This is a genomic window from Sphaerisporangium sp. NPDC049002, from assembly GCF_040649355.1.
GTDB lineage: Bacteria > Actinomycetota > Actinomycetes > Streptosporangiales > Streptosporangiaceae > Sphaerisporangium.
In genome coordinates this window covers 1-24,908 of the sequence record NZ_JBEZFH010000029.1, presented here as the reverse complement: position 1 = coordinate 24,908, position 24,908 = coordinate 1, and the positions used below count along the sequence as shown (strand labels likewise).

Genomic DNA, 24,908 nt, shown 5'->3' with positions numbered 1-24,908 from the left:
GTACGGCCGCGCCACGCCGAGCCGGCGCGCCACCAGCAGGCCTCCCGCGACGGCGAAGGGCAGCGCGAGCCACCAGAGCGCCAGGTAGGGGTACCTCACCGGGATCGTGCACGGGCGGCACAGCAGCGGCCCGTTGAGCGCGGCGAACTCGTGGACGAAACCCCAGGTGGGCCTCAGTCGTCCCTGGATCCTGCTCGCCTCCTCGATTCGGTGCGCCAGCCCCCCGTACCGGATGAAGGCCTCGGCGACCCACGGCGCGAGCCCCAGCCCGAGTCCCCCGGCCAGGGCGAGGAGAACGGGTCCGCGCCGCCATTCCCGCACGGCGAGCCACGCGAGGGCCAGCGGGAGCGCGAGCCACACGGCGTCGCCGGGTCGCAGCGCCGCGACGGCGGCCAGGCTCAGCGCGAGCCCGGCCGACGGGTCGCGGGCCCACCGCCGGAGCCGGGCGGGGTCCCGCACGTGGTCCCCGGCGGCGTCCGGCACCGAGCTCCGGGCGTGGTCCCCCACGTTCCGGGGGGCCGGGACGCGGGCGGCGAGCAGGAAGAAGGCGACCGCCGCCACCGAGGCGTAGGCGACGTACAGGTTCGGCATGACGGCGCCGCCGTAGTACTGCGCGACCCACAGCCCGCCGAGCAGCAGCGCCGCCAGGGCCACCGTGGCCGAGCGGCCACGATGGGCGAGCACGCGCAGCCACGGCAGATACGCCACGAACAGTCCGCCGCAGGACAGCAGCGTCATCCAGACCCGTACGACCTGCGGCGAGTCCGACACGTACGCCGCGGGAGCGGCCAGCCACGTGATCCCCCGGGCGCGGGGGGCGGTGAAGAGGGCGTCCGGCAGGCGTGGGCTCACCTGGCTGAGATAGACCAGCTCGTCCCACCCCCAGCGCAGGGTGGGACCGACGAAGACGAGCTGCGCCAGCCCGTACAGCACGGCCACGAGCGCCAGCGGGAACGCGGGGTGGGTGACCCAGGGCGGAAGCGGGCGCGTCCTCGGGCCGCCGGCCACGGGCCGGCCGGTCGCATTCTCACGTTTCCCGGCCACCGTCATGGGGCCGATCAAACCCGGTGGCACTACCGGCGAACCGCCTCACATGCGGCTCTTGGTGATCTCCCGCCCGGACCTGTACCGAACGCGTGGGCGGCCGGCGCCGGAGAACCCGGCGGCGGCCGTCAGGGACGCGGAGGGAGGGTCAGCCGCCGGAGACCAGCGAGCCGATGGTGTGGACGCGCAGGGCGTTGGTGGAGCCGTGGTTGCCGGGAGGCGAGCCGGCCACGATGACGACCTTGTCGCCCTTCTCGTAGTGGCCGCCCGACAGCAGGGCGGACTCCACCTGGCGCACCATGTCGTCGGTGTGGTGAACGAACGGCACCTCGAAGGTCTCCACGCCCCAGGTGAGGGCCAGCTGGCCGCGCACCTCGGGGGCGGAGGTGAAGGCCAGCAGCGGGATCGGCGAGCGGTAACGGGCGAGCCGGCGGGCGGTCTCCCCCGACATCGTGAAGGCGCACAGGGCCTTGGCGCCGACGATCGCCCCGACCTCGGCCGCCGCACGCGCGATCGCGCCACCGGTGGTCTCGGGGAGCCGGTCGAAGGTGTGCGTCGACTGGAGCGCCTCCTCCTCGGCGGCGGAGGCGATGCGGGCCATGGTCGCGACCGACTCGATGGGGTAGCTGCCGACCGAGGTCTCGCCGGAGAGCATGACGGCGTCGGCGCCGTCCATCACGGCGTAGGCGACGTCGGAGACCTCGGCGCGGGTGGGCCGCTGGGCGCTCATCATCGAGTCGAGCATCTGGGTGGCCACGATGACCGGGTGGGCCTTCTCCCTGGCGAGGGCGATCGCGCGCCGCTGCACGATCGGCACCTGCTCCAGCGGGAGCTCCACGCCGAGGTCGCCTCGGGCGACCATGATGCCGTCGAAGGCGTCGACGATGGCTTCGAGGTGCTCCACGGCCTGCGGCTTCTCGATCTTGGCGAGGAGCGGGAGGTGGACGCCCTCCTCGTCCATGATGGCGCGGACGGTGAGGGCGTCGTCGGGGCTGCGCACGAAGGACAGGGCGATCATGTCGAAGCCCGTGCGGAGGGCCCAGCGCAGGTCCTCCTCGTCCTTCTCGGTGAGGGCGGGGGCCGAGACGGCGACGCCCGGCAGGTTGAGACCCTTGTTGTCGGAGATCATGCCGCCGACGACCACCTTGGTGACGACGCGGGGACCGTCGACCGCCGTGGCCTCCAGCACCAGGCGGCCGTCGTCGACGAGGATCGTGTCACCGGGGCGCACGTCGCCGGGCAGGCCCTCGTAGGTCGTGGAGACCAGGTCGCGGTCGCCGGGTACGTCCTCGGTGGTGATCGTGAAGACGTCGCCGAAGCCGAGGCGCACGGGCCCCTCGGCGAAACGGCCCACTCGGATCTTGGGTCCCTGCAGGTCGGCGAGGACGCCGACCGCCATGCCCAGCTCGGCCGCGGCCTCCCTCACCCGGCTGTGGATCTCCTTGTGGAGCTCGTGGCTCCCGTGGCTGAGGTTGAACCGCGCCACGTTCATACCGGCGGCGATCAGCTCACGCAGCCGCTCCGGAGAGGAGGTGGCGGGCCCCAGTGTGCAGACAATCTTCGCTCGACGACTCACAAGTCCTACCCTAATTGGTACAGACCACTTGATGATGACGAAGTTCACAGCGCCTGGAGAAATCCAGGTGACGTGAACCTGCCATCGGGCGACCCCGGGCACGTCGCCGCAGGTAGAACGATGCCTGAGACGCGAGCCACGACGAATGCGACCGGGCGCTCCAGGTCCGTATTCGTATGCGTGTGGCCTCCAGGATAGTTGTCGCCGGCCGGCCGGGCGGCCGCGTCGCCGAACCGGCCCTTGCCGTTAACCACGCGTTCGTCAAGGCGCGTTCGCCTGGCCGGCCGTGGGAGCGGAGAACGAGGCGTGAAAAAGAGTGAGCCCCCGAAGCCGGCATGACCTCGGGGGCTGGGAGCGGCGGCGGGCCGGGGTCAGCCCTTGGTGGTGGCGGCGCGGTAGGCGTCGACGAGGCCGTGGCCGTAGAAGCCGTTCTTCGACTTCGAACCGGAGCAGACGTGCGTCTCCTCGCTGACGGAGTAGGTGGTCGAGCCGGACGAGGGGCACTCGGTCGGGGTGGCCGTCGCGTACAGCAGCTCCTCGACCCGCGCGGGGCTGAGGGTGAGGCCGCCCTTGCCCGGCTTGCCGAAGCGGCTGATCAGGATGGCGGCGACGCCCGCGGCGTGCGGCGAGGCCATCGAGGTGCCAGAAAGGTACTGGTAGTACGCGCACTTGCCGCTATGGCATTCGCGGATCACCGAGGAGCTGGTGGGCTTGCCCGAGCCGTCGATCAGCTTCTGCTTGCGCAGCGCGCCGGTCGGAGCGGCGGCGAGGATCTCCCTGGCCGTCCCCTTCAGGGAGGTGCCGGCGTCCGCCGGGTCGCCGCCGGGGGCCGACAGGTCGGTCTCGATGCCGTAGTCGGAGTACCAGGCCTTCTTCTTGCTGGGCCCGACGGCGGAGACCGAGATGACGCCGCGCGACTCGGCGGGCACGTTCAGGCAGGAGTTGTCGATCGTCCGCTCACGCTCGGTGCCGGCCGGGTAGCCGGGGCTGCTCTTGTCGATCGTGGGGGCGCCGAGGTCGGTCGACTCGTTGCCGAGCGCGCTGATGAGCGTGACGCCGTGCTTGCGGGCGTAGTCGAGCGCACGCTGGACGCCGGTGATGATGCCCTGCTGCTGCAACTGCTCGGCGCGGGAGTCGGCCGGGTTGTGTGCGCAGTTGAAGGTCCACGGGTCGACGTAGAAGCTCATGTTGACCACGTCGATGCCCACGTCGCCCGCGTAGGTGAGGGCGTCGAGCACCGGCTTGAGGAAGAAGAAGCCCGAGTCGGCCCCGGCGCGGATGTTGACCAGCGACACGTCGGGCGCGACGCCCGCGACCCCGATGCCGTTGAGCGGCGAGCCGATCGTGCTGGCGACGTGCGTGCCGTGGCCGTCGTCGTCCACGTCGACCGGGTCCTTGCAGCCCTTGTACTCGCAGGGCCCGTCGAGCGTCTTGCCCCTTGCGTCCTTGGGGCGGTCGACCACGAAGTTGCGGCTGAGCGCACGGTTGAAGTTGGGGGCGATGTCGGGGTGCTTGCCGTCGACCCCGGTGTCGATGATGCCGACCAGCACCTTCTTGCTGCCGCGCTCTTTGGCGTACGAGCCGGTGGGCGTGGCGCCGATCATCTTCATGTCCCACTGGCGGCCGGACAGCGGATCGCCGTGCGGCGAGGCCGTGCCTGACGAGGCCCCCGCCGCCGACGCGCCGGATGTCCCCGATGTCCCGGCGGCGGGCGCGAGCGCCTGCGCGGACGAGGTCCAGGTGGCGGGCATGGAGGACTCCGCCACCGACATCGGGGCGGTGGGCACCGAGGCCCGGTCTCCGGAGCTAAGGGCGGTGGCCGCGCCGATCCTGCGGTTGCCGGTCACCCCGACCACGGACGTGCTGGCGCCGAGCCGCTCGGCGAAGCCCTTGGCGGGGCCCTGCGCGATGACGTACCCGAGCTTGGCGTCGACCGCCTCGACCGTGCCGCCGCCGGCCCTGATCGCGCCGAGCGCGCCGGCCTGCCTGCCCTGGGCGTAGAAGACGAGGTACTGGCCCGCCTCGGACGACGCGGGCGCGGCGACCGCGCCGGCACCCGTCACAAGAGAGCCCGCCGCCAGCGTTCCCGCCACCGCGACCGAAACGACAGCGCCTGTCAGGCGTCTGTACCCCCGCACCATTGACCCTCTCCTCATGCCTCTCACCGACGAGGCAGCATCTTTCAGGGGATCGAGGACCAAAGCAAGTTGTCGATGAAATCCCCGGCAATCGATCCGTAATATCCCTATATAGCGGAAAATGATGCCATAAATGGCCGAACCGCTATAAAAGAGACGGCGCCCCGAGGCGCGGGACGCCGTCCTGTGTCGCGTCAGACCAGCGGGCGCGCCGTCGGCGGGATCGCCACGGGCAGGGCCGTCTGGCCGGTCAGGAAGCGGTCGGCGGCCGCGGCGGCCGAGCGGCCCTCCGCGATCGCCCATACGATGAGCGACTGGCCGCGGCCCATGTCACCGGCCACGAACACCCCCTCCACACCCGACATATACGACTTGTCCCTCGCCACGTTGCCCCGGGCGTCGAAGAACGCGCCAGGGTCGTCGGCGAGAGCCGCGAGGTCGGTGAGCAGCGCGCCCTTCTCCGGGCCGAGGAAGCCCATCGCCAGCGTGACGAGCTGGGCCGGGATCTCCCGCTCGGTGCCGGGGATGGGCCGGAAGCCCGCCGCCGGCCCCTCCACGTCGACCAGGCGCAGAGCCTTCACCCGTCCCTGCTCGTCCGCGACGAACTCGGTCGTGGAGGCGGCGTAAACCCGGGCGCCGCCCCCGTCCTCCAGCTCCTCGTGGGCGCTCTCCATCTTGAACAGCATCGGGTACGTCGGCCACGGCTGGGAGTCCGGCCGCAGGCCCGGAGGCTTCGGCATGATCTCCAGCTGGGTGACCGACAGCGCGCCCTGGCGTACGGCCGTGCCGATGCAGTCGGCGCCGGTGTCACCGCCGCCGATCACCACGACGTGCTTGCCCTCGGCCGAGACCGGGGAGGCGGCGAGGTCGCCCTCCTGCACCTTGTTGGAGAGCGGGAGGTACTCCATGGCCTGGTAGATGCCCTTGTGCTCGCGGCCCGCCACAGGCAGGTCGCGCCACGCGGTGGCGCCTCCGGAGAGCACGATCGCGTCGAACTCCTCGCGGAGCCGCTCGACCGTGACGTCCACGCCGACGTTGACGCCGGTGCGGAACTCGGTGCCCTCCGCGCGCATCTGCGCGAGGCGCCGGTCGACGTGCCGCTTCTCCATCTTGAACTCGGGGATGCCGTACCGGAGCAGGCCGCCGACGCGGTCGGCCCGCTCGAACACCACCACGTCGTGCCCGGCGCGGGTGAGCTGCTGCGCGGCGGCGAGGCCCGCGGGGCCCGACCCGACGACGGCGACCCTCTTGCCCGTCCTGGTGGCCGGCGGCTGGGGGGTCACCCAGCCCTCGGCGAAGGCGCGGTCGATGATCTCCACCTCGACCCGCTTGATCGCCACGGGGTCGGCGTTGATGCCGAGCACGCACGCCGCCTCGCACGGAGCCGGGCACAGGCGGCCGGTGAACTCCGGGAAGTTGTTCGTCGCGTGCAGCCGCTCGGTCGCCTCGCGCCAGTCGTCCCGGTACACCAGGTCGTTCCACTCGGGGATGAGGTTCCCGAGCGGGCAGCCGTTGTGGCAGAACGGGATGCCGCAGTCCATGCAGCGCGCGGCCTGGTTGGTGAGCGCGGGCTTCGGGAAGTCCTCGTAGACTTCCCGCCAGTCGCGGATGCGGACGTCGACCGGGCGGCGCGCCGGCAGCTCACGGGCGTGTGTGAGGAAACCCTTGGGGTCGGCCATCGGTGAACCTCCCTTATCCGTGTACGGCGGCCATGACCGCCTCGTCGATGTCCCTGCCTTCGGCCCGCGCGGCCTCCGCCGCCTTGAGCACCCGCTTGTAGTCGATCGGCATGACCTTGCCGAAGCGGGTGAGCGTGCCGTCCCAGTCGTCCAGCAGCGTCTTGGCGACCGTGGAGCCGGTCTCGGCGAGATGGCGCTCGACGATGTCCCTGAGGAACTCCGAGTCCACCTCGGACAACTCCTCGACCTCGACCATCTCGCGGTTGACCCGTGCGGGGTTCAGGTCGAGCACGTAGGCGATGCCGCCCGACATGCCCGCCGCGAAGTTGCGTCCCGTCGGGCCGAGCACGACCGCCCTGCCGCCCGTCATGTACTCGCAGCCGTGGTCGCCCACGCCCTCGACGACGGCGGTGGCGCCGGAGTTGCGGACGCAGAACCGCTCGCCCACGACTCCCCGGATGAAAACCTCGCCGGAGGTCGCGCCGTACAGGCCGACGTTGCCGGCGATCACCTGGGTCTCCGCGCTGAACGGCGCGTCGGGGTGCGGCCGTACCGTGACCCGGCCTCCCGACAGCCCCTTGGCGAGGTAGTCGTTGGCGTCGCCGGTGAGCCGCAGGGTGACGCCGTTCGGCACGAACGCGCCGAAGGAGTTGCCCGCGGAGCCGGTGAAGCTCACGTCGATCGTGTTGTCCGGCAGGCCCTCACCGCCGTACCGCTTGGTCACCTGGTTGCCGAGCATGGTGCCGACCGTGCGGTTGACGTTGCGGATGGGCAGCTCAAGCGTCACCCGGTCGCCGTACTTCAGCGCGCCCTCGGCGAGCTGGATGAGGGTGTTGTCCAGTGCCCTGTCGAGGCCGTGGTCCTGGGCGACCGTGCGGTGCAGCGGCGTGCCCTCGGGCAGCGAGGGCACGTGCAGGATCGGGGACAGGTCGAGACCCGCCGCCTTCCAGTGGTCCTCGGCGGCCGTGGTGTCCAGGAACTCGGCGTGGCCGACGGCCTCCTCGATCGACCGGAACCCGAGCGCCGCGAGGTACTCGCGGACCTCCTCGGCGACGAACTCGAAGAAGTTGACCACGAACTCCGGCTTGCCGTTGAACCGCTTGCGGAGCTCGGGGTTCTGCGTCGCGACGCCGACGGGACAGGTGTCGAGGTGGCAGACGCGCATCATCACGCAGCCCGAGACCACCAGCGGCGCGGTCGCGAAGCCGAACTCCTCTGCGCCCAGCAGCGCCGCCACCACCACGTCGCGGCCGGTCTTGAGCTGGCCGTCCGCCTGCACGACGATGCGGTCGCGCAGCCCGTTGAGCAGGAGCGTCTGCTGGGTCTCGGCCAGACCGAGCTCCCACGGGGTGCCGGCGTGCTTGATCGAGGTCAGCGGCGAGGCCCCGGTGCCGCCGTCGTGGCCCGAGATGAGCACCACGTCGGCGTGCGCCTTGCTGACCCCGGCGGCCACGGTCCCGACGCCGACCTCCGCGACGAGCTTCACGTGGACGCGCGCCTCGGGGTTGGAGTTCTTCAGGTCGTGGATCAGCTGGGCCAGGTCCTCGATCGAGTAGATGTCGTGGTGCGGCGGCGGCGAGATGAGGCCGACGCCGGGAGTGGAGTGCCGGGTCTTGGCGATCCACGGGTACACCTTGTGGCCGGGCAGCTGGCCGCCCTCGCCGGGCTTGGCGCCCTGGGCCATCTTGATCTGCAGGTCGGCGGCGTTGACCAGGTACTCACTGGTCACGCCGAACCGGCCGGAGGCCACCTGCTTGATCGCGGAGCGGCGCACCGGGTCGTGCAGGCGCTCGGGGTCCTCGCCGCCCTCGCCGGTGTTGGACTTGGCGCCCAGCCGGTTCATGGCGATCGCGATGGTCTCGTGCGCCTCCTGCGAGATGGACCCGTAGGACATCGCTCCGGTGGAGAAGCGCTTCACGATGCTCTCGACCGGCTCGACCTCCTCGATCGGGACCGGCGGGCACACTCCGTCGCGCAGCCTGAACAGGCCGCGCAGCGTCATCAGCTTCTCCGCCTGCGAGTCGACCAGGCCGGTGTACTCCTTGAAGATCTCGTACCGGCGCGTGCGGGTGGCGTGCTGGAGCTTGAAGACCGTCTCGGGGTTGAACAGGTGCGGCTCGCCCTCGCGGCGCCACTGGTACTCGCCGCCGACCTCCAGCCTGCGGTGGGCGTTCTCGGCGCGCGGGTAGGCCCGCAGGTGCCGGAGCCCGGCCTCCTTGGCCAGCACGTCGAAGCCGACGCCGCCCAGCCGGGAGGTGGTGCCCGCGAAGCAGGCGTCGATGACGTCCTGGCCGAGGCCGAGCGCCTCGAAGATCTGCGCGCCGGTGTACGAGGCCACCGTGGACACGCCCATCTTGGACATGATCTTCAGGACGCCCTTGCCGTACGCCTTGATCAGGTTGCGTACGGCGGCACGCGGGTCGAGGGAAAGCGTCCCGGTCGCGATCAGGTCCTCGATGGTCTCGATCGCGAGGTAGGGGTTCACGGCGGAGGCGCCGTACCCGATCAGCAGCGCCATGTGGTGGCACTCGCGGGCCTCGCCGGTCTCGACCACGAGGCCGACGCGCGTGCGCGACCTCTCGTGGATCAGGTGGTGGTGCACCGCGCCGGTCAGCATCAGCGACGGGATCGGGGCCAGACGGCTGTCAGAGCCCCGGTCGGAGAGCACGATGATGCGGGCGCCGCCCGCGATCGCCCGCGACACCTCCCCGCAGATCTCCTCCAGGCGGTGCAGCAGGCCCTCGCCGCCGCCCGCGACCTCGAACAGGCCGGAGACGACGTGCGGCTGGAAGCCGGGCAGCGCGCCCTCGTCGTTGATGTGGATCATCTTGGCGAGCTCGTCGTTGTCGATCACCGGGTACGGCAGGACGAGCCTGCGGCAGGACGCCGGGTCCGGCGCGAGCAGGTTGCCTTCTGGGCCGATGGTCGTCTGCAGCGAGGTGACCAGCTCTTCGCGGATCGCGTCCAGCGGCGGGTTGGTGACCTGGGCGAACAGCTGGCTGAAGTAGTCGAACAGCAGCCGGGGCTTCTCGCTCAGCACGGCGACGGGCGAGTCGGTGCCCATAGAGCCGATCGGCTCGGCGCCCGCCCTGGCCATCGGGGCCAGGATGACGCGCAGCTCCTCCTCGGTGTAGCCGAAGGTCTGCTGGCGCTTCACCAGGGCCTCGCGGGTGACGATCGGGCGCTGCCGCTCGGGCAGCTCCTCGAAGCGCACGAGCCCGGCGTGCAGCCACTCCCCGTACGGGTGCGCGGCGGCCAGCTCGGCCTTGACCTCGTCGTCCTCGATGATCTTGCCGCGCTCGGTGTCGACGAGGAACATCTTGCCGGGCTGCAGGCGGCCCTTGCGGATGACCTTGGACGGCTCGATGTCCAGCACGCCGGCCTCGGACGCCAGGACGACCAGGCCGTCCTCGGTCACCCAGAAGCGGCCCGGGCGCAGGCCGTTGCGGTCGAGGACCGCGCCCACGAGCGTGCCGTCGCTGAAGGTGATCGACGCGGGCCCGTCCCAGGCCTCCATCGAGGTGGAGTGGTACTCGTAGAAGGCCCGCCGGGCGGGATCCATCTCGGTGTGGTTCTCCCACGCCTCGGGGATCATCATGAGCACGGCGTGCGGCAGGCTGCGGCCACCGAGGTGGAGGAGCTCCAGGCACTCGTCGAAGGACGCCGTGTCCGAGCCGTCCGGGTCGCAGATCGGGAACAGCCTCGCGAGGTCGCCGGGGATCAGGTCGGTCGCCAGCATCGCCTCGCGGGCCCGCATCCAGTTGCGGTTACCCTTGACGGTGTTGATCTCGCCGTTGTGGGCGACGTACCGGTACGGGTGCGCCAGCGGCCACGACGGGAAGGTGTTGGTGGAGAAGCGCGAGTGCACCAGCGCGATCGCGCTCGCGAACCTCTCGTCGGACAGGTCGGCGAAGAACGGCTCCAGCTGCGGGGTCGTCAGCATGCCCTTGTAGACGATCGTCCGCGAGGACAGCGACGGGAAGTAGACGTCCACCTCGTGCTCGGCCCGCTTGCGCAGGCAGAACGCCAGGCGGTCGAGCTCCAGCCCGGTCTCGCCGTTCGGCGAGGAGACGAAGAGCTGCACGAAGGCCGGCATCACGGCGCGGGCGCTCGGCCCGGCGTGGGCGGTGTCGATGGGCACCTGGCGCCAGCCGAGGACGGTCAGGCCCTCCTCGGCGGCGATCTCCTCGATCATGCCGACGCCGATCTGGCGGGCCTGCTCGTCGAGAGGGAGGAACGCGATTCCCGCGGCGTAGGAGCCGGCCGGGGGAAGCGGGAAGTCCACGGACTCGCGGAGGAACGTGTCGGGGATCTGCGTCAGGATGCCGGCGCCATCGCCGGTGTCCGGTTCGCTACCCTTGGCCCCTCGGTGATCCAGATTGCACAACGCCGTCAGGGCCTTCGCGACGATGTCATGGCTGCGGCGTCCGGCGACATCCGCCACCATCGCGACACCGCACGCATCGTGTTCCTGCGAGGGGTGATACAGGCCCTGGGGCTCGGGGGAACCGAGGTGGGCAGCAGGCATTGAATCCCTCCCGTCGTCTTCGTCTGCTTCGTCTTGATTGGCGAGTGCAGGCAAGAGGGACGACGTTGGCCCTGCTGCTGTTAGGTGTGTAGAGACTACCTCACCCTGTCGGAATGGTGCCCGCCAGGTTGGTATCGCGAACATTCACCATCTGTGAGAAAACACTTCCGTGCCCGCTGTCGTACGTCCCAGGCCGCAGTGACTCCAACGTCACATGGAAAGGTGTTATTCCAGGTCAGGAACACCGGAGGTGCCCAGAAAGGGGTCAGGATCCGGTCAAGGATCGGTCAGTCGCCGGCGTCCAGGACGCGCCGCTGGACGAACCCGCCGAGGGTCTCCAGGGCGAGCTGGGGGTAGGTGAGATCGGCCCGGCCCTCGTCGCCGACGGGGCCGACCCAGTTCACGACGACGAAATGGCCGAGCGCCCGTACCTCCGCCCGGCTGTGGCCGGCGTCGAACGACTGCGGCTGGCCGGGCGCGAGCCGCAGGAACCCGTCGCCGTCCTTGGGATCGAGCGCCGCCACGAGCCTGTCGGCCGAGGCGCCGTCGGCCAGGTCGAAGACGGCGTACTGGCCCGAGACCCCGCCGTCCGCGCTGGCGAAGCTCGCGCGCAGGACCTGGGCGCACCCGGTGAGAGCGGCGGCCGGGCCGCTCCCCCACACCACCCCGGCGCAGTCGGAGGAGACCGTGACCTGCCGGCGCTCCATGGTCACGCCCGACGAGGTGAGCCCGGCGGCCTGCCCGAACACCTCCTGCTCGCTCGGCGTGCGGGGATCGCGCGCCCGGGTGGCGATGGGGGCGTACAGGGCTGACGTGCGCTCGCCGCGGAACCGCGCGGGGATCGGGCCCGTCTCGGGGCTCGTGACGACGAAAAGGACCGCCCCGGCCACGGCGAGCACGCCGACGGCGGCCACGGCGATCAAGGTGCGGCTGGGCATGGCCATTGAGCCTACTTCGCGGGGGGTGCCGAGGGCCCGGTGACGGCGACGACGCGTCGGTAGATCGCCTTCTCGGCGCCCCTGACGCCCAGGATCAGCGACACGAAGTCCTCCTTGGGCGCCGGCTCCCGGCCGTCCGCCCGGCCGACCCACACGAACCCGGCGTAGTGCCCCATCGCGTGACCGCTGGCCTCGGTGTAGCCGTCGGGCACGAACGAGGCCGCCCTGGACTCCAGCGGGCGGACCCACCCGCCTCCCCGGTAAAGAGTGGACATCTCCCGCACGAAACCGTCGGCGGCCGTGGAGCTCGCCATGTTGAACAGGGTGTACTGGGCGACGTAGCGGCGGTCCGCGCTGAGGTAGAGCCCCCGGACCGCCTGGGTGCAGCCGGTGCCGGCGAGCTTGGCGAGCACTCCCCCGCCCCAGGTGACGGGCGCGCAGGCGCCGTCGAGGCGGCGGCCGACCAGCTTGAGGGTCAGCTTGCCGCTCGTCAGCGTCTTGACGCCGAAGACCTCCTCGGCCCGCAGCGGAGCCCCGTCGGCCCTGCGGTCGGCGATCGGGCTGAACAGCTTGGGCGACACCCAGGCCTGGTACTCGTCGGGGTGGGGAAGGCCGATCGTGTCCGCCTCCGTGCTCTGGTCGGGGGGCGGCTGCGAGACGCCGAGGGTGCTGACGATGGCGGTGAGACCGAAGCCGCCCACGAGCACGACCAGAACCGTGCCCACGGCGAACAGGATCCGCTGATGCTTCTCGCTCAGACCCCGCTCGGACAGGGCCTCGACCTCGAAGGAGGACCGGCGTCTCTTGCTGCGCGCGCTCACAGGCCGCCGGCGCCAAGGAGCGTGCCGAGAGCGGACGTCAGGGCGCCCGCGCCCATGGTGAGGAACAGAGACGACGAGAGGGCGACGACCCTGGTGCCCGCGCCGCCTCCCGCGTCACGGGCGATGAGGGCGAAGTTCGGCACCAGACCGTCCATGGCACCGGACACGGCCGGACGGAGCCATCCGCCGGTCACGTCTCGGTGCTTGTGGTGGATCTCGGCGTGCCCCCCCGAGGAGCCGCCCTGGATCATCGTGAATTCGCCTCCGAGTCCGGCACGGCAGGCGCGGGGGCCTCGTGCGACTTCTCGCCCCCGGCCTTACGACCGGCGTCGCCCGCAGGCGGGGTCTCCGCGCTCTTGTCAGCGACCGTGACCGGGGCCTCGGGCTCGCGCGTGGCCGGGGCCTGGGCCTCGGCGGCGTCGGCCTGGCTCGCCGGATGGGCCGGATCGGCGGACGAGCCGGCCTCGGCCGTCAGTGCGACGGTGGTCTCCGGGGACGACGCCCCGGCGAGCTCGTGCTCGTCGGCCTGGTCGGCGGGATGCGCGGGATCGAAGCCGTCGCCGGAGGCGGACCCCGGCACCACGACCTCCTCTGTGGTCTTGTTCCTGGTGACCCAGAAGTAGACCAGCGCGCCGATGAAGATGACCACGGCGGTCCACTGGTTCAGCCGCAGGCCGAGGATGTGGTGCGCGGGATCGACCCGCATGCCCTCGATCCAGAAGCGGCCCAGGGTGTAACCCGCGACGTAGAGCGCGAACAGCCTGGCGTGGCGCAGCCCGTACCGCTTGCCGGCCCAGATGAGCACGCCGGCGACGGCCAGATCCCACAGGAACTCGTAGAGGAACGCGGGATGGTAGGTCGTCACGCCGGGGATCGTGCCGGGACGGCCCGGATCGATCTCCACGGCCCACGGCAGCGTGGTGGGGCCGCCGAACAGCTCCTGGTTGAAGTAGTTGCCCCAGCGCCCGATGGCCTGCGCCACCGCGATGCCGGGCGCCACCGTGTCGGCCACCGCCGACAGCGAGATGCCGCGCCTGCGGCAGGCGATCCACACCCCGACGCCACCGAGCGCGACCGCGCCCCAGATGCCGAGGCCGCCGTGCCAGATGTAGAGCGCGTCGATCGGCCGGTTGGGGGCGTCGGCCCCGAAATACAGCTGCCAGTCGGTGACGACGTGGTAGAGCCGCCCGCCGACCAGGCCGAAGGGTACGGCCCAGACGGCCAGGTCGGTGATCGTGCCGGGCTCGCCGCCACGGGCGCGCCATCGGCGCTCGCCCATCCAGACGGCGACGATGACGCCGAGCACGATGCAGAAAGCGTAGGCCCGCAGAGGGATCGGTCCGAGGTACCAGACCCCTTCTGACGGGCTGGGAAAGGAGGCCAGGGGCATGTCAGGTGACGTTACCGTTTCCGGGCCTACTTCGCGGCATCAAGGATGGCCTTGCGGAGCGACGACGGGCTGAAGGAGATGCTGTTGTCGACCTCCTTGCCGTTGAGCCGCAGCGTGGGCGTGCCCTTGGCGAAGGCGCCGGTTTCCCCGAGCTTCTTGTTGTAGTCGGCCTGGGCCGCGGCCTCCTTCTGGCTCCTCACGCAGGACTCGAAGTTCGGGTCGGTGACCCCGGACTCCTTGCCCCACTTGACCAGGTCGTCGATCGCGAAGCCGGGCTTGGTCTCGGGGGGCTGCTCCTTGAACAGCCTGTCGTGGAAGGCCATCCACTGCTTGCCGTCGGGCACGCACCGGGCGGCCGAGGACGCGCGGACGGTGTTCCCGTGCGTGGGCTCGTTGGTGAAGATGTTCACCGCGTGGTAGACGACCTTCACCTGGCCCGCCGCCGCCATGTTCTTCACGGTCGCGGAGCTCGACTGCTCGAAGGCCTGGCAGGCGGGACACTGGAAGTCCTCGTAGATGTCGAGCACGGGCTTGTCGACGCCCGGCTTCGCCATGACCCTGGAGCCGTCGGACTGCAGGGTGATCGGCGCGAGCTGCCCGCTGAGCGTCTCGGACTTGCCCGACTGGACATACCACCAGGCACCGCCGATGACGGCGATCGCCACGATCACCACGGTCACCACGGTGGCGAGGCGCCTGCGCTGCTGCTGCTTGCGCTCCTGCTCGCGCTGCGACTTGATGCGCTCGCGCGCGGAGAGATCCCGCGCGGCCTTTCCCATCAGAGACTCTCCTTCATGCGGGGCTCGTCGCCCTCGATATCGTCGACGTCGGCGTGCGGCTCGCTCGCGGGGGCCAGCCCCAGCGCGGAGTCGAGCGAGAGGCGGCCGGGCGCGAATCGGACGATCCAGGCTCCCAGCAGGAACAACCCGCCGTCCCGGAGGATCTCCCACAGGTAGCCCGGGCTCTTCCCCTCCGCCAGCTTGCCGCCGCCGCCGAAGCATCCGCAATCGATGCGCAGGCCACGCGCCCACGCCGAAGCGATGCCGACCACGAAGACCAGCATGAGCAGCGCGGAGACGACACCCGCCGCACGCGTGAGCAGCCCGACAACAAGCAACACCCCAACGACGATCTCAACGATCGGCAGGCCGTAGCCCACCGCGGTGGCGACCGGCACCGGCAGTAGCTCGTAGGCCTTCACGGCCTGGACGGAGAGAGCGGGGGTGCCGATCTTCAGCCACCCGGCCGCGATCAGCACGCCCGCGACCACCAGCCGGGCGACGGTCGTCACCCAGGGTACCGCCGGGCGCACGTAAAGCGACCCCATTGGCGCGGGCTCCTTGGAAGTCACCAGCATTCTCGTCTCCTTGTCCAGGAACAGGCCGGTCCGCGAAACGAACCACGCGTGGACTCGTCTGGCACCGGGACGTCGAGCGTCCAGCCCGATACAGGCGTTCGGCCGAAGGGTACCGGTTGACTAGCCCATCATGACCGCGATAAGCGCCTGGTAAACGGCCCTGACTTCAGGATTCGCGGGGCCGGGACGTGGGGAGGAAGAGGCGGCCGGAGACTCGGGCACGTACCCCGGCCGCCGCCCGCGGGCGGCGGCCGGAGGAGCCTCAGGTACGTACTCCGGCCGGCGCCACGGCCCGCCGGAGCCTCAGACCGCCTACGCGGACCGGCACAGCGGGCCGCCGGAGACTTCAGGCGCGTACGCCGGCCGCCATCTCGGCGGTGAGCTCGCGGACCGCCGCGAGGCCGGAGGCCTCGTCGGGGGCGTCGAGCAGGCGGCGGATGAACGCCGACCCCACGATGACGCCGTCGGCGTAGCCCGCGACCTCCGCGGCCTGGGCGCCGGTGCCGACGCCGAGCCCCACGCAGACCGGCAGGTCGGTGTGGGCGCGGCTGCGCTTCACCAGGCCCTCGGCCGCCGCGCTGACGCTCGCGCGCGCGCCGGTGACCCCCATGAGGGAGGCGGCGTAGACGAAACCGGTGCAGCAGTCGGCCACGGCCTGGATGCGCTCGTCAGGGGAGCTGGGAGCGACCAGGAACACCGTGTCGATGCCCGCCGCGGCGCTGAAGGAGCACCAGGGCCCGGCCTCCTCGGGCGTGAGGTCGGGGGTGATGGTGCCCGTGCCCCCGGCGTTGGCGAGGTCGCGGGCGAAGCGCTCGGCGCCGTAGCGGTCGATCGGGTTCCAGTAGGTCATGACCAGCACGGCGGCGCCGGCCTTGGCCACCGCCTCGACGGTGTGCATGACGTCGGCGATGCGGGTGCCGTTGGTCAGCGCCCGGTGCACGGCATCCTGGATGGTGGGACCGTCCATCAGCGGATCGGAGTACGGCAGGCCGATCTCGATGACGTCACAGCCCGCCTCCACCATGGCCGTCGCGGCGGCGATGGCGCCGTCCTTGGTGGGGAAGCCGGCCGGAAGGTATCCGACCAGGGCGGCCCGCTTGTCGGCCCGTGCCTTCTCGAACACCGTCTGAAGAGTCGTCATGTCAGGGAGTCCCGCTTACAGTTTCTGGGGCCTACAGGTTGAAGTACTTCATGGCGGTGCCCATGTCCTTGTCGCCCCGGCCCGAGAGGTTGACCAGGATGGTCGCCTCGGGGCCGAGCTCCCGGCCGAGCTTGATCGTGCCGGCGAGCGCGTGCGAGGACTCGATGGCCGGGATGATGCCCTCGGTGCGGGCGAGCAGGGAGAACGCCTCCATCGCCTCGTCGTCGGTGACGCCGTGGTAGCTCGCGCGGCCGGAGTCCTTCAGCCAGGCGTGCTCGGGGCCGACCCCGGGGTAGTCGAGGCCCGCGGAGATCGAGTGGGACTCGATGGTCTGGCCCTCGTCGTCTTGCAGGACGTAGGTGCGGGAGCCGTGCAGGACGCCGATCGAGCCCTCGGTGAGGGTGAGGGCGTGCTCGCCGCTCTCGACGCCGTGCCCGGCGGCCTCGTAGCCGTGGAGCGCGACGCCCTCGTCGCCGATGAAGGCGTGGAAGACGCCGATGGCGTTGGAGCCGCCGCCGACGGCCGCCGCTACGGCGTCGGGCAGCCGGCCGGTGAGCTCCAGGACCTGGCGCCGGGCCTCGACGCCGATGACGCGCGCGAAGTCACGGACGATCTCGGGGAACGGGGCCGGCCCCGCCACCGTGCCGAACAGGTAGTGCGTGGTGTCGACGTTGGTCACCCAGTCGCGGAACGCCTCGTTGATGGCGTCCTTGAGGGTGCGGCTGCCGTTGCCGACCGGGACGACGGTCGCGCCGAGGAGCTTCATGCGGGCGACGTTGAGCGCCTGGCGCTCGCAGTCGACCTCGCCCATGTAGATGACGCATTCGAGGCCCATGAGCGCGCAGGCGGTCGCGGTCGCGACGCCGTGCTGGCCCGCGCCGGTCTCGGCGATGACGCGCGTCTTGCCGAGGCGCTTGGTGAGCAGGGCCTGGCCCAGCACATTGTTGATCTTGTGGGCGCCGGTGTGCGTCAGGTCCTCGCGCTTGAGCAGCACGCGGGCCCCGCCCGCCACCTCGCTGAACCGCCGCACCTCGGTGATGATGGTCGGCCGGCCGGCGTACGTGCGCAGCAGGTGGTCGAACTCGCGCAGGAACTCGGGGTCGTTCTTCGCGTCCTGGTAGACCCGGGCGACCTCGTCGAGGGCCGGGATCAGCGCCTCGGGCACGAAACGTCCGCCGAACACACCGAAACGGCCGTGGACGTCGGGGTCGTCGCCCGCCGCGTTGCCCACGAGGTCGGCCGTGGTGATCAGAGGGCCTTCTGCGATCGTCACTGCTGCCTCTCGGGTCCGTTGTCGAGTCGCGAAGCGGGGTGAGCCCCCGCGGTGACCAGGTCCACCACGGCGGCCCTGGGGTCCTTGCCGGTGACCAGGCTCTCGCCGACCAGCACGGCGTCGGCGCCCGCCCGGGCGTAGGCCAGCAGGTCGTGCGGGCCGCGCACACCGGACTCGGCGATCTTCAGCACGCCGTCAGGAATCTTGGGCGCGATGCGGGCGAAGACGTCGCGGTCGACCTCAAGGGTCTTGAGGTTCCGCGCGTTGATACCGATGATCTTCGCACCCGCCTCCAGCGCCCGGTCGAGCTCCTCCTCAGTATGCACCTCCACCAGCGGCGCCAGGCCGATCGACTCGGCCCGTTCGATCAGGGACACCAAGGCGTTCTGATCGAGGGCCGCGACGATGAGCAGCGCCAGGTCGGCGCCATGGGCCCGCGCCTCCCACAGCTGGTAGGAGGTGACGACGAAGTCCTTGCGCAGGATGGGGATGTCGACGGCCGCGCGCACCGCCGCCAGGTCTTCGAGACTGCCGCCGAACCTGCGCCGCTCGGTCAGCACGCTGATGACGTGGGCGCCGCCCGCCTCGTAGTCGCCCGCGAGGGCGGCGGGGTCGGCGATCGCCGCCAGCGCGCCCTTGGACGGGCTGGATCGCTTCACCTCGGCGATGACGGAGACCTTGTCGCCGCCCAGAGCGGCGTACGCGTCCCTGGCGGCCGGTGCCCGCCGGGAGCGGTCCTTGAGCTCCGCCAGCGACACGGTCTGCTGCCGATCGGCGAGGTCGGCGCGCACGCCGTCCAGGATCTCGTCGAGCACGCTCACTTGATCTCCTCGCTTGGCTCGCTCACCCGATCAGGGTCCCTCCGGTCGACTGTTGCTTGCGGGTCAGAGGACGCCCTGCCACCCGATCAACTGATCGGGCTGGGGGCCGGCATCCTCTCCCGACCTTGCCCTGCCGATGGTATCGGGCTTACCGCCACCGCCTCGCCACAGGGTCCCTGATCTCGGGGCGTCATGGCGCCAGGAAGCTGCCGAAAGGCAGATTTCTCACGATCCAGTAGACGATGACGAGCGCGAGGAACGCCCAGATGTAGGCCGGATGGGCCAGGGTCGTGCGGGCGGGCCTGCCCTGCCAGGTGCGCAGGGTCCACCGGCCCCACCAGAACAGCAGGAACGGGATGGTGGCCACGGCGAGGGGATTGAGCCCGAGGGCCGCCACCACGTCGCCGTGGGCCAGGGCATGGATGGTGCGCAGCGTGCCGCAGCCGGGGCAGTAGAGCCCCGTGACGAACAGGAACGGGCAGGTCGGGTAGTGACCCGGCGCGTTCGGGTCGACCGCGCCGACGTAGGTGAAGACCGCCCCCGTGAGCGCCGCGGCACCGAGAGGCGCGAGCAGGGACCGTATCCGGTCCGCACCGCGCCTCCCAGCGTGCTCCGCGTGCGAGGTCATCAGTAGTTGTAGCTGACGTTTCCAGCGCTGAAGATCACGGCGAAGAGGACGACGTAGACCACCACCACGACCACGTCGACCACGATGCCCCAGATCAGCGCCCTCTTCCACCAGGTCTTCGCCTCCTGCGACGCGGCGATGGCACCCTGGTAGTCCCCGACCGCCCACTTCGAGTTGACCTGCGACGACTTCACGATCGACACGATGCCGAAAGGAAGACAGCAGAACAGCGTGGTGAGGATCGCGGCGACCAGGTGGTTGTCCGGCGGGGTCGGCGCGCCTCCGGGGGGCTGCTGGCCGTAGCCACCCCCCGGAGGCGGGTAACCGCCCTGTCCGTATCCCCCGCCCTGCTGGCCGTACCCCCCACCGGGCTGAGGGTTGTGATCCTCAGGATTGCCCGGCTGATTCCCGTAACTCATTGAATGGCTCCCGTGACGTCAATGTGCGTGTTGCGCTGCGGAAGCATAGCGATGTCCGGAGACACGAAGGGCCGAAGTCGCACTTTGTGGGCAACTTGTCATGGAGATCGACACGTTCGCGTTACTCATCCGGTTGCTCCGTCTCGCCCTCCGGCACCACGCCCGGTGCGGTCGTCCGCCGGAACGTCGGTAGGGTCGACGCCACGGTCGAGCGCGTCCCACAGTGCTCTCTCGGCGCGTCCGGACCGCTCGGGGGCCGGCGCGGAGCCGGTGCGGCTCGCGCCTCCAAGGGAGGGCGCGGAGCGATCGTAGCGGTCGGACATGCCGGGCCACATGGCGCCGCGCAGCACGGCGAGCACCCCCGCGGCCAGCAGGACGAGACCGCCCGCCGTGGCGACGCCCGGCCAGGCCCAGGCGGCCGACACGACCACCTGGTCCGCGCCGGAGAGTCCGGAGAGCGTCGTGCGCTCCCACGCGATGGAGACGAGGTGCGAGGACCGGACACCCTGCCACGAGGCCACGACGATCGAGGCGCCGAACAGGGCGATCAGCGCGCCGATCAGCCTGCGCCACGGCCCCCGGGCCGCGAGCACGGCGACCACCGCGGCCAGCGAGGCCAGGGCCAGCGGGCTCAGCACGGGCGCCACGTCGCCTCCGGCCAGCGCCACGGGCTCCGCGTGGACGCCGCCCGGATCGCCGGAGAAGGTCACGCTCGCCCAGGTGCGCCCGGCGGCGACCAGGGCCGACACCGCTCCGGCCGCGCCGGCGGCCACCCACGCCATCAGGGCGCGCCGCGCGGGGCTCGTACGGACCGGAGCGGTGACCGTCATCGCGCCGCCTCCGGCGCTGCGAGGGCCGCCGGGACGCCCGCACGCGCGGCCGGGGTCATGCGGACACCTCCAGCACGCCGGCGTCGAAGCAGGTGCGGTCGCCGGTGTGGCAGGCCGCCCCGACCTGGTCGACCTTGAGCAGGATCGTGTCGCCGTCGCAGTCGAGGGCGACGTGCCTGACCCACTGGACGTGACCGGAGGTCTCGCCCTTCACCCAGTAGGAGCCCCGGCTGCGCGACCAGTAGGTGGCACGGCCGGTGGTCAGCGTGCGGTGCAGCGCCTCGTCGTCCATCCAGGCCAGCATCAGCACCTCGCCGGTGTCGTGCTGCTGGACGACCGCGGGCACCAGCCCGTCCGGGGTGCGCTTCAGGCGGTCCGCGATCTTCTGGTCAAGAGGCATAGGGCAATTCTGCCGCAACCAGGCGCAGGGGCAGGTCACCGCAGGGGTATGCCGTGAAACCCGTCGCTCCCCTGTAGACCGAACCCGCCAGCCACTTGGCCGTCGTGGAGGCGACGACGCGTCCCGAGGCGTTCACCAGCAGGGCCGGCGCCGGGATCCGTCTCAGCGCGGGGGTCACGGCCCCCTCGAAGGCCCGCACGAACACGTCCGCCGCCGCCACGCCGACGAAGGCGCCCTCGACCAGCACGGGGACCGACAGCGTGAGGCTGTACTCGTCGGTGCACAGGTAGTCGACGTAGGGGCCGCAGACGGTGCGCTCGGCCCCCGCGTGCGGACCGGCGAACCAGTCCCAGTGGGTGTAGTCGTAGAAGGCGCTGCTCGCGGGGTCCAGGTCGCGTAGGAGCTGCATGGGGGCGCCGCCGGGGTTGTCCTGCCACCATTCGAGGTACCACGGCGCGTCGGCGAGCAGGCCGGGGGCGGCGATGAAGCCGATGCCGGCGATCAGCGCGCCGAGGTGCCCGAACAGCAGCGGGCGCAGCGCCGCGAGGTCGGCGGTCACCGGCGCGCGCCCGCCGCGCCGTACAACCAGAATCCGCTCGGCGGCGGCGGCGCGGACCTCGCGCAGGGAGTGGAACACCCGCTCGGCGGTGTCGCTGACGGTCAGGCACGCCCGGGCGACGGCCGCGCCGGCCTCGTCCTCAACCGTCGTCGCCATGATCCCGTCACGTTTCGAGGAGCCGGAGCTCGATGAGGTGCTCGACGGCGTCGAGCACGTGCCGCTCGGCCAGGTCGCGGGCCTCGCCCGCGTCGCCCCGCTGGACGGCCGCGGCGATGGCGCGGTGCTCTGCCATCACCTCATCGTGCCTGGTCGCGCCCGCCCGGGGAAGCCAGAGCAAGGGTCCGATGTCAGCCTGTAACCGGATCTCCTCCTGGGTGAGCCGCGCCGACTGCGATGCCGCCGCCACCTCGATGTGGAAGCGCCCCTCGACCCGTCTGAGCCGGGCGTCGGACGCGGTGGCCATCTCCTCGACGGACCGCCACAGGGGCGCGAGGTCCTCCGGCAGCGACCGCTGCGCCGCGAGCCGTGCCGCGGCGCCCGCGATGGCGGCGTAGTGGTCGCCGAGGTCGCGCAGCTCCCCCACGGAGTACGCGCGCAGCCGTACCTCGAACTCGGCGCCGGACGGGTCGGGCGGGACGCGGACGAAGCTGCCGCCGCCGCGGCCCCGGCGGGTCTCGACCAGATCGCGCTGCCGCAGGGCCATGAGCGCCTCGCGCAGGGTCACGGTGGACACCCCGAGCCGTCCGGCGAGCTCGGCCTCGCTCGGGAGTTGCTCGCCGTCGGCCAGCAGCCCGAGGGCGATCGCGTCGGCGAGGCGGCGCACGACGGCGTCCACCCGGGCGGTGCTGTCGAGCGGGGAGAAGACGGCCACGTGAGCGGTGTTCATGCCCGTGTCCGCCCCTCTGCCGCCTTAACCACAGTGATACCGGATCGTGCATCACCGCGAAACATTTAACCCCATAGGTTTTCCTTCATGCCAGATCACAACGTGGCGGTACGGTTGCGCGGCCTGAGCAAGAGCTTCGGGCCGGTGGAGGCCGTCGCCGGGGTCGACCTTGAGGTCGCCGACGGCGAGTTCTTCGCGATGCTGGGCCCGTCCGGGTCCGGCAAGACCACCGTGCTCCGCATGATCGCGGGCTTCGAGACCCCCACCGCCGGCGCGGTCGAGCTCGGCGGCCACGACGTCACCCGCCTCGCCCCCTTCGAGCGGGACGTCAACACGGTGTTCCAGGACTACGCGCTCTTCCCGCACATGAGCGTGCTGGACAACGTGGAGTACGGCCTGCGGGTCAAGAAGGTCGGCAGGGCCGAGCGGCGCGAGCGGGCGGTGGCGGCCCTGCGCTCCGTCCGGCTGGAGGGGTTCGACAGGCGGCGGCCGGCCCAGCTGTCCGGTGGGCAGCGCCAGCGCGTCGCCCTCGCGAGGGCCCTGGTCAACCGGCCCCGTGTCCTGTTGCTCGACGAGCCGCTCGGGGCCCTCGACCTCAAGCTCCGCGAACAGATGCAGGTCGAGCTGAAGGAGATCCAGCGCGAGGTCGGCATCACGTTCCTGTTCGTCACCCACGACCAGGAGGAGGCCCTGACCATGAGCGACCGGATCGCGGTGTTCGACCGGGGACGCATCGAGCAGGTCGGCACCCCCGCCGAGGTCTACGAGCGGCCCTCGACGCCGTTCGTGGCCGGGTTCGTCGGCACCTCCAACCTGATCTCGGGCGAGGCGGCCAAGGCCGTGCTCGGCAGGGACGGCACGTTCAGCGTGCGGCCGGAGAAGCTCCGCCTCGTGCTCGACGTGGACGCCCCCGTCGGCGCGGACGACCACAGCGCGACCGGCACCATTGCCGAGGTGGTGTACGCCGGGGCGGCGACCCGGTTCGTCGTCGACCTTGACGCGGGCGGGCGGCTGATCGTCCTGCAGCAGAACCTGGAGGTCTCGTCCATGGAGGTGACGGGCCTGCGCGGCAGCCGTGCCCGGCTCGTCTGGAACCGCCGCCACGAGTTCGCCATCGCCTCCTGACGGCGGGCCACCCCTCATCCCGTACAGCACCGCGCTCCATCTCTCAAGGAGAACCATCATGCGGCCCACTCGACTCGTGATCGCCACCGCCGCGCTCGCGCTGGCCGCCGCCGCCTGCGGTGGCGGCTCGACCGGCACTTCCGCCGGCGGCGGCTCGGCCGCCCCCGGCCAGAGCGGGTTCACCCCTCCCAAGCTGGAGGCGCCGAAGAGCCTCGGCGCCGGCGAGGGCCAGGTCAACCTGGTCGCCTGGGCCGGCTACGCCGAGGACGGCTCCAACGACCCGAAGGTCGACTGGGTCCATCCCTTCGAGCAGGCCAGCGGGTGCAAGGTCAACACCAAGACCGCGGGCACCTCCGACGAGATGGTGAACCTGATGAAGACCGGCGAGTACGACGCCGTGTCCGCCTCGGGCGACGCGTCGCTGCGCCTGATCGCCTCCGGCACCGTCGCCCCGGTCAACACCGACCTGGTCCCCAACTACAAGAACGTGTTCGAGGGGCTGAAGCTCAAGCCCTGGAACTCGGTCAACGGGGTGGCCTACGGTGTGCCGCACGGCCGGGGCGCCAACCTGCTCATGTGGCGCACCGACAAGGTCACCCCGGCTCCGGACTCCTGGGGCGTGGTCTTCGACCCGGCCTCGCCGTACAAGGGCAAGCTGACGGCCTACGACTCCCCCATCTACATCGCCGACGCCGCGCTGTACCTGATGGCCACCAAGCCCGATCTCGGCATCAAGGACCCCTACGCCCTGGACGACAAGCAGTTCCAGGCGGCGGTCGACCTGCTGAAGCAGCAGAAGCAGAACATCGGCGAATACTGGTCGGACTACACCAAGGCGGTGCAGTCGTTCAAGAGCGGCGACACCGTGGCGGGCACGACATGGCAGGTCATCGCCAACCTGGTCGAAGCCGACAAGGCGCCCGTCAAGGCGACGCTGCCCAAGGAGGGCTCCACCGGCTGGTCGGACACCTGGATGGTCGCCGCCGAGGCCAAGCACCCCAACTGCGCCTACAAGTGGCTCGACTGGATCATCTCGCCCACGGCCAACGCCCAGGTGGCCGAGTGGTTCGGTGAGGCGCCCTCGAACTCCGAGGCGTGCGCGCGGACAGCCGACAAGGGCTTCTGCGACACCTACCACGCCACCGACGAGTCCTACTTCTCCAAGGTGCACTTCTGGACCACCCCGATCGCCCAGTGCCTGGACGGCCGCACGGACGTGACGTGCAAGGACTACTCGGAGTGGACCCGGGCGTGGACGGAGATCAAGGGGTGATCGGTTCCGCATCGGGGAGGCCGGAGGCCCCGGCGTCCCCGTCCGGCGGGGCGGCGCCCGCGCGTCCGCCCCCGTCGGTAAG

General features: G+C 71.2%; 21 protein-coding genes. 2 read left to right on the top strand and 19 right to left on the bottom strand.

Translation table 11 applies throughout. From position 1 onward, the window contains the following. Nucleotides 1-1,192: 1,192 nt before the first annotated feature. The 19 genes from pyk to AB0B89_RS09125 all read right to left on the bottom strand — a co-directional run bounded on the left by pyk (nt 1,193) and on the right by AB0B89_RS09125 (nt 22,428). Entirely contained in the window at nt 1,193-2,620 is a 1,428-nt protein-coding gene (gene pyk, locus AB0B89_RS09215; RefSeq protein WP_358550298.1) for a pyruvate kinase, read from the bottom strand. 371 nt (nt 2,621-2,991) lie between these two features. Next, a complete protein-coding gene (locus tag AB0B89_RS09210) occupies nt 2,992-4,713 on the bottom strand; it encodes a S8 family serine peptidase (protein WP_358550296.1) in 1,722 nt (573 codons plus the stop codon). A 239-nt stretch (nt 4,714-4,952) separates the two neighbouring features. Next, on the bottom strand, nt 4,953-6,437 hold the full coding sequence (locus tag AB0B89_RS09205) for a glutamate synthase subunit beta (protein WP_358550294.1): 1,485 nt from the start codon (nt 6,435-6,437) through the stop codon (nt 4,953-4,955). Nucleotides 6,438-6,450: 13 nt separating this feature from the next. Further along, nucleotides 6,451-10,965: a glutamate synthase large subunit gene (gene gltB / locus AB0B89_RS09200; RefSeq protein ID WP_358550292.1), complete on the bottom strand. Its 4,515-nt coding sequence runs from the start codon at nt 10,963-10,965 to the stop codon at nt 6,451-6,453. Between the two features lie 287 nt (nt 10,966-11,252). Next, nucleotides 11,253-11,903, bottom strand: a complete 651-nt coding sequence (locus AB0B89_RS09195) for a hypothetical protein (protein WP_358550290.1) — start codon at nt 11,901-11,903, stop codon at nt 11,253-11,255. Nucleotides 11,904-11,914: 11 nt separating this feature from the next. Beyond that, entirely contained in the window at nt 11,915-12,724 is an 810-nt protein-coding gene (locus AB0B89_RS09190; protein WP_358550288.1) for a hypothetical protein, read from the bottom strand. Further along, nucleotides 12,721-12,975 carry a hypothetical protein gene (locus tag AB0B89_RS09185; RefSeq protein WP_358550286.1) on the bottom strand — a complete coding sequence of 85 codons (255 nt, stop codon included), beginning with the start codon at nt 12,973-12,975 and terminating at the stop codon, nt 12,721-12,723. The genes AB0B89_RS09190 and AB0B89_RS09185 overlap by 4 nt, the downstream gene beginning before the upstream one ends. Continuing rightward, nucleotides 12,972-14,114: a prolipoprotein diacylglyceryl transferase gene (gene lgt / locus AB0B89_RS09180; RefSeq protein WP_358550284.1), complete on the bottom strand. Its 1,143-nt coding sequence runs from the start codon at nt 14,112-14,114 to the stop codon at nt 12,972-12,974. Before lgt ends, AB0B89_RS09185 begins: the two co-directional genes overlap by 4 nt. A 26-nt stretch (nt 14,115-14,140) precedes the next feature. Next, complete coding sequence (locus tag AB0B89_RS09175) at nt 14,141-14,893, bottom strand: thioredoxin domain-containing protein (protein WP_358550282.1); 753 nt, start codon at nt 14,891-14,893, stop codon at nt 14,141-14,143. Continuing rightward, nucleotides 14,893-15,471 (bottom strand): MauE/DoxX family redox-associated membrane protein, encoded by a 579-nt coding sequence (locus tag AB0B89_RS09170; protein ID WP_358550280.1) that lies wholly within the window; start codon nt 15,469-15,471, stop codon nt 14,893-14,895. Before AB0B89_RS09170 ends, AB0B89_RS09175 begins: the two co-directional genes overlap by 1 nt. A 346-nt stretch (nt 15,472-15,817) precedes the next feature. Beyond that, a complete protein-coding gene (trpA, locus tag AB0B89_RS09165; RefSeq protein WP_358550277.1) occupies nt 15,818-16,612 on the bottom strand; it encodes a tryptophan synthase subunit alpha in 795 nt (264 codons plus the stop codon). Nucleotides 16,613-16,643: 31 nt separating this feature from the next. Beyond that, nucleotides 16,644-17,843, bottom strand: a complete 1,200-nt coding sequence (trpB, locus tag AB0B89_RS09160; RefSeq protein WP_358550336.1) for a tryptophan synthase subunit beta — start codon at nt 17,841-17,843, stop codon at nt 16,644-16,646. Nucleotides 17,844-17,881: 38 nt separating this feature from the next. Beyond that, nucleotides 17,882-18,706, bottom strand: a complete 825-nt coding sequence (trpC, locus tag AB0B89_RS09155) for an indole-3-glycerol phosphate synthase TrpC (protein WP_358550275.1) — start codon at nt 18,704-18,706, stop codon at nt 17,882-17,884. A 190-nt stretch (nt 18,707-18,896) separates the two neighbouring features. Further along, complete coding sequence (locus AB0B89_RS09150; RefSeq protein WP_358550273.1) at nt 18,897-19,334, bottom strand: DUF2752 domain-containing protein; 438 nt, start codon at nt 19,332-19,334, stop codon at nt 18,897-18,899. Continuing rightward, nucleotides 19,334-19,753 (bottom strand): CD225/dispanin family protein, encoded by a 420-nt coding sequence (locus AB0B89_RS09145; protein ID WP_358550271.1) that lies wholly within the window; start codon nt 19,751-19,753, stop codon nt 19,334-19,336. Before AB0B89_RS09145 ends, AB0B89_RS09150 begins: the two co-directional genes overlap by 1 nt. Nucleotides 19,754-19,878: 125 nt before the next feature. Then, on the bottom strand, nt 19,879-20,583 hold the full coding sequence (locus AB0B89_RS09140) for a TIGR02234 family membrane protein (RefSeq protein ID WP_358550269.1): 705 nt from the start codon (nt 20,581-20,583) through the stop codon (nt 19,879-19,881). A 55-nt stretch (nt 20,584-20,638) separates the two neighbouring features. Beyond that, on the bottom strand, nt 20,639-20,983 hold the full coding sequence (gene hisI, locus AB0B89_RS09135; RefSeq protein WP_358550267.1) for a phosphoribosyl-AMP cyclohydrolase: 345 nt from the start codon (nt 20,981-20,983) through the stop codon (nt 20,639-20,641). Beyond that, nucleotides 20,973-21,698 carry a cache domain-containing protein gene (locus AB0B89_RS09130; RefSeq protein WP_358550265.1) on the bottom strand — a complete coding sequence of 242 codons (726 nt, stop codon included), beginning with the start codon at nt 21,696-21,698 and terminating at the stop codon, nt 20,973-20,975. The genes hisI and AB0B89_RS09130 overlap by 11 nt, the downstream gene beginning before the upstream one ends. A 7-nt stretch (nt 21,699-21,705) precedes the next feature. Continuing rightward, complete coding sequence (locus AB0B89_RS09125) at nt 21,706-22,428, bottom strand: FCD domain-containing protein (RefSeq protein WP_358550263.1); 723 nt, start codon at nt 22,426-22,428, stop codon at nt 21,706-21,708. 87 nt (nt 22,429-22,515) lie between these two features. On the opposite strand from AB0B89_RS09125, the gene AB0B89_RS09120 reads away from it, so the two are divergent. Both AB0B89_RS09120 and AB0B89_RS09115 read left to right on the top strand, forming a co-directional pair. Beyond that, nucleotides 22,516-23,553 carry an ABC transporter ATP-binding protein gene (locus tag AB0B89_RS09120; RefSeq protein WP_358550261.1) on the top strand — a complete coding sequence of 346 codons (1,038 nt, stop codon included), beginning with the start codon at nt 22,516-22,518 and terminating at the stop codon, nt 23,551-23,553. Between the two features lie 58 nt (nt 23,554-23,611). After that, a complete protein-coding gene (locus AB0B89_RS09115) occupies nt 23,612-24,826 on the top strand; it encodes an ABC transporter substrate-binding protein (protein WP_358550259.1) in 1,215 nt (404 codons plus the stop codon). The last annotated feature ends 82 nt before the right edge of the window (nt 24,827-24,908 follow it).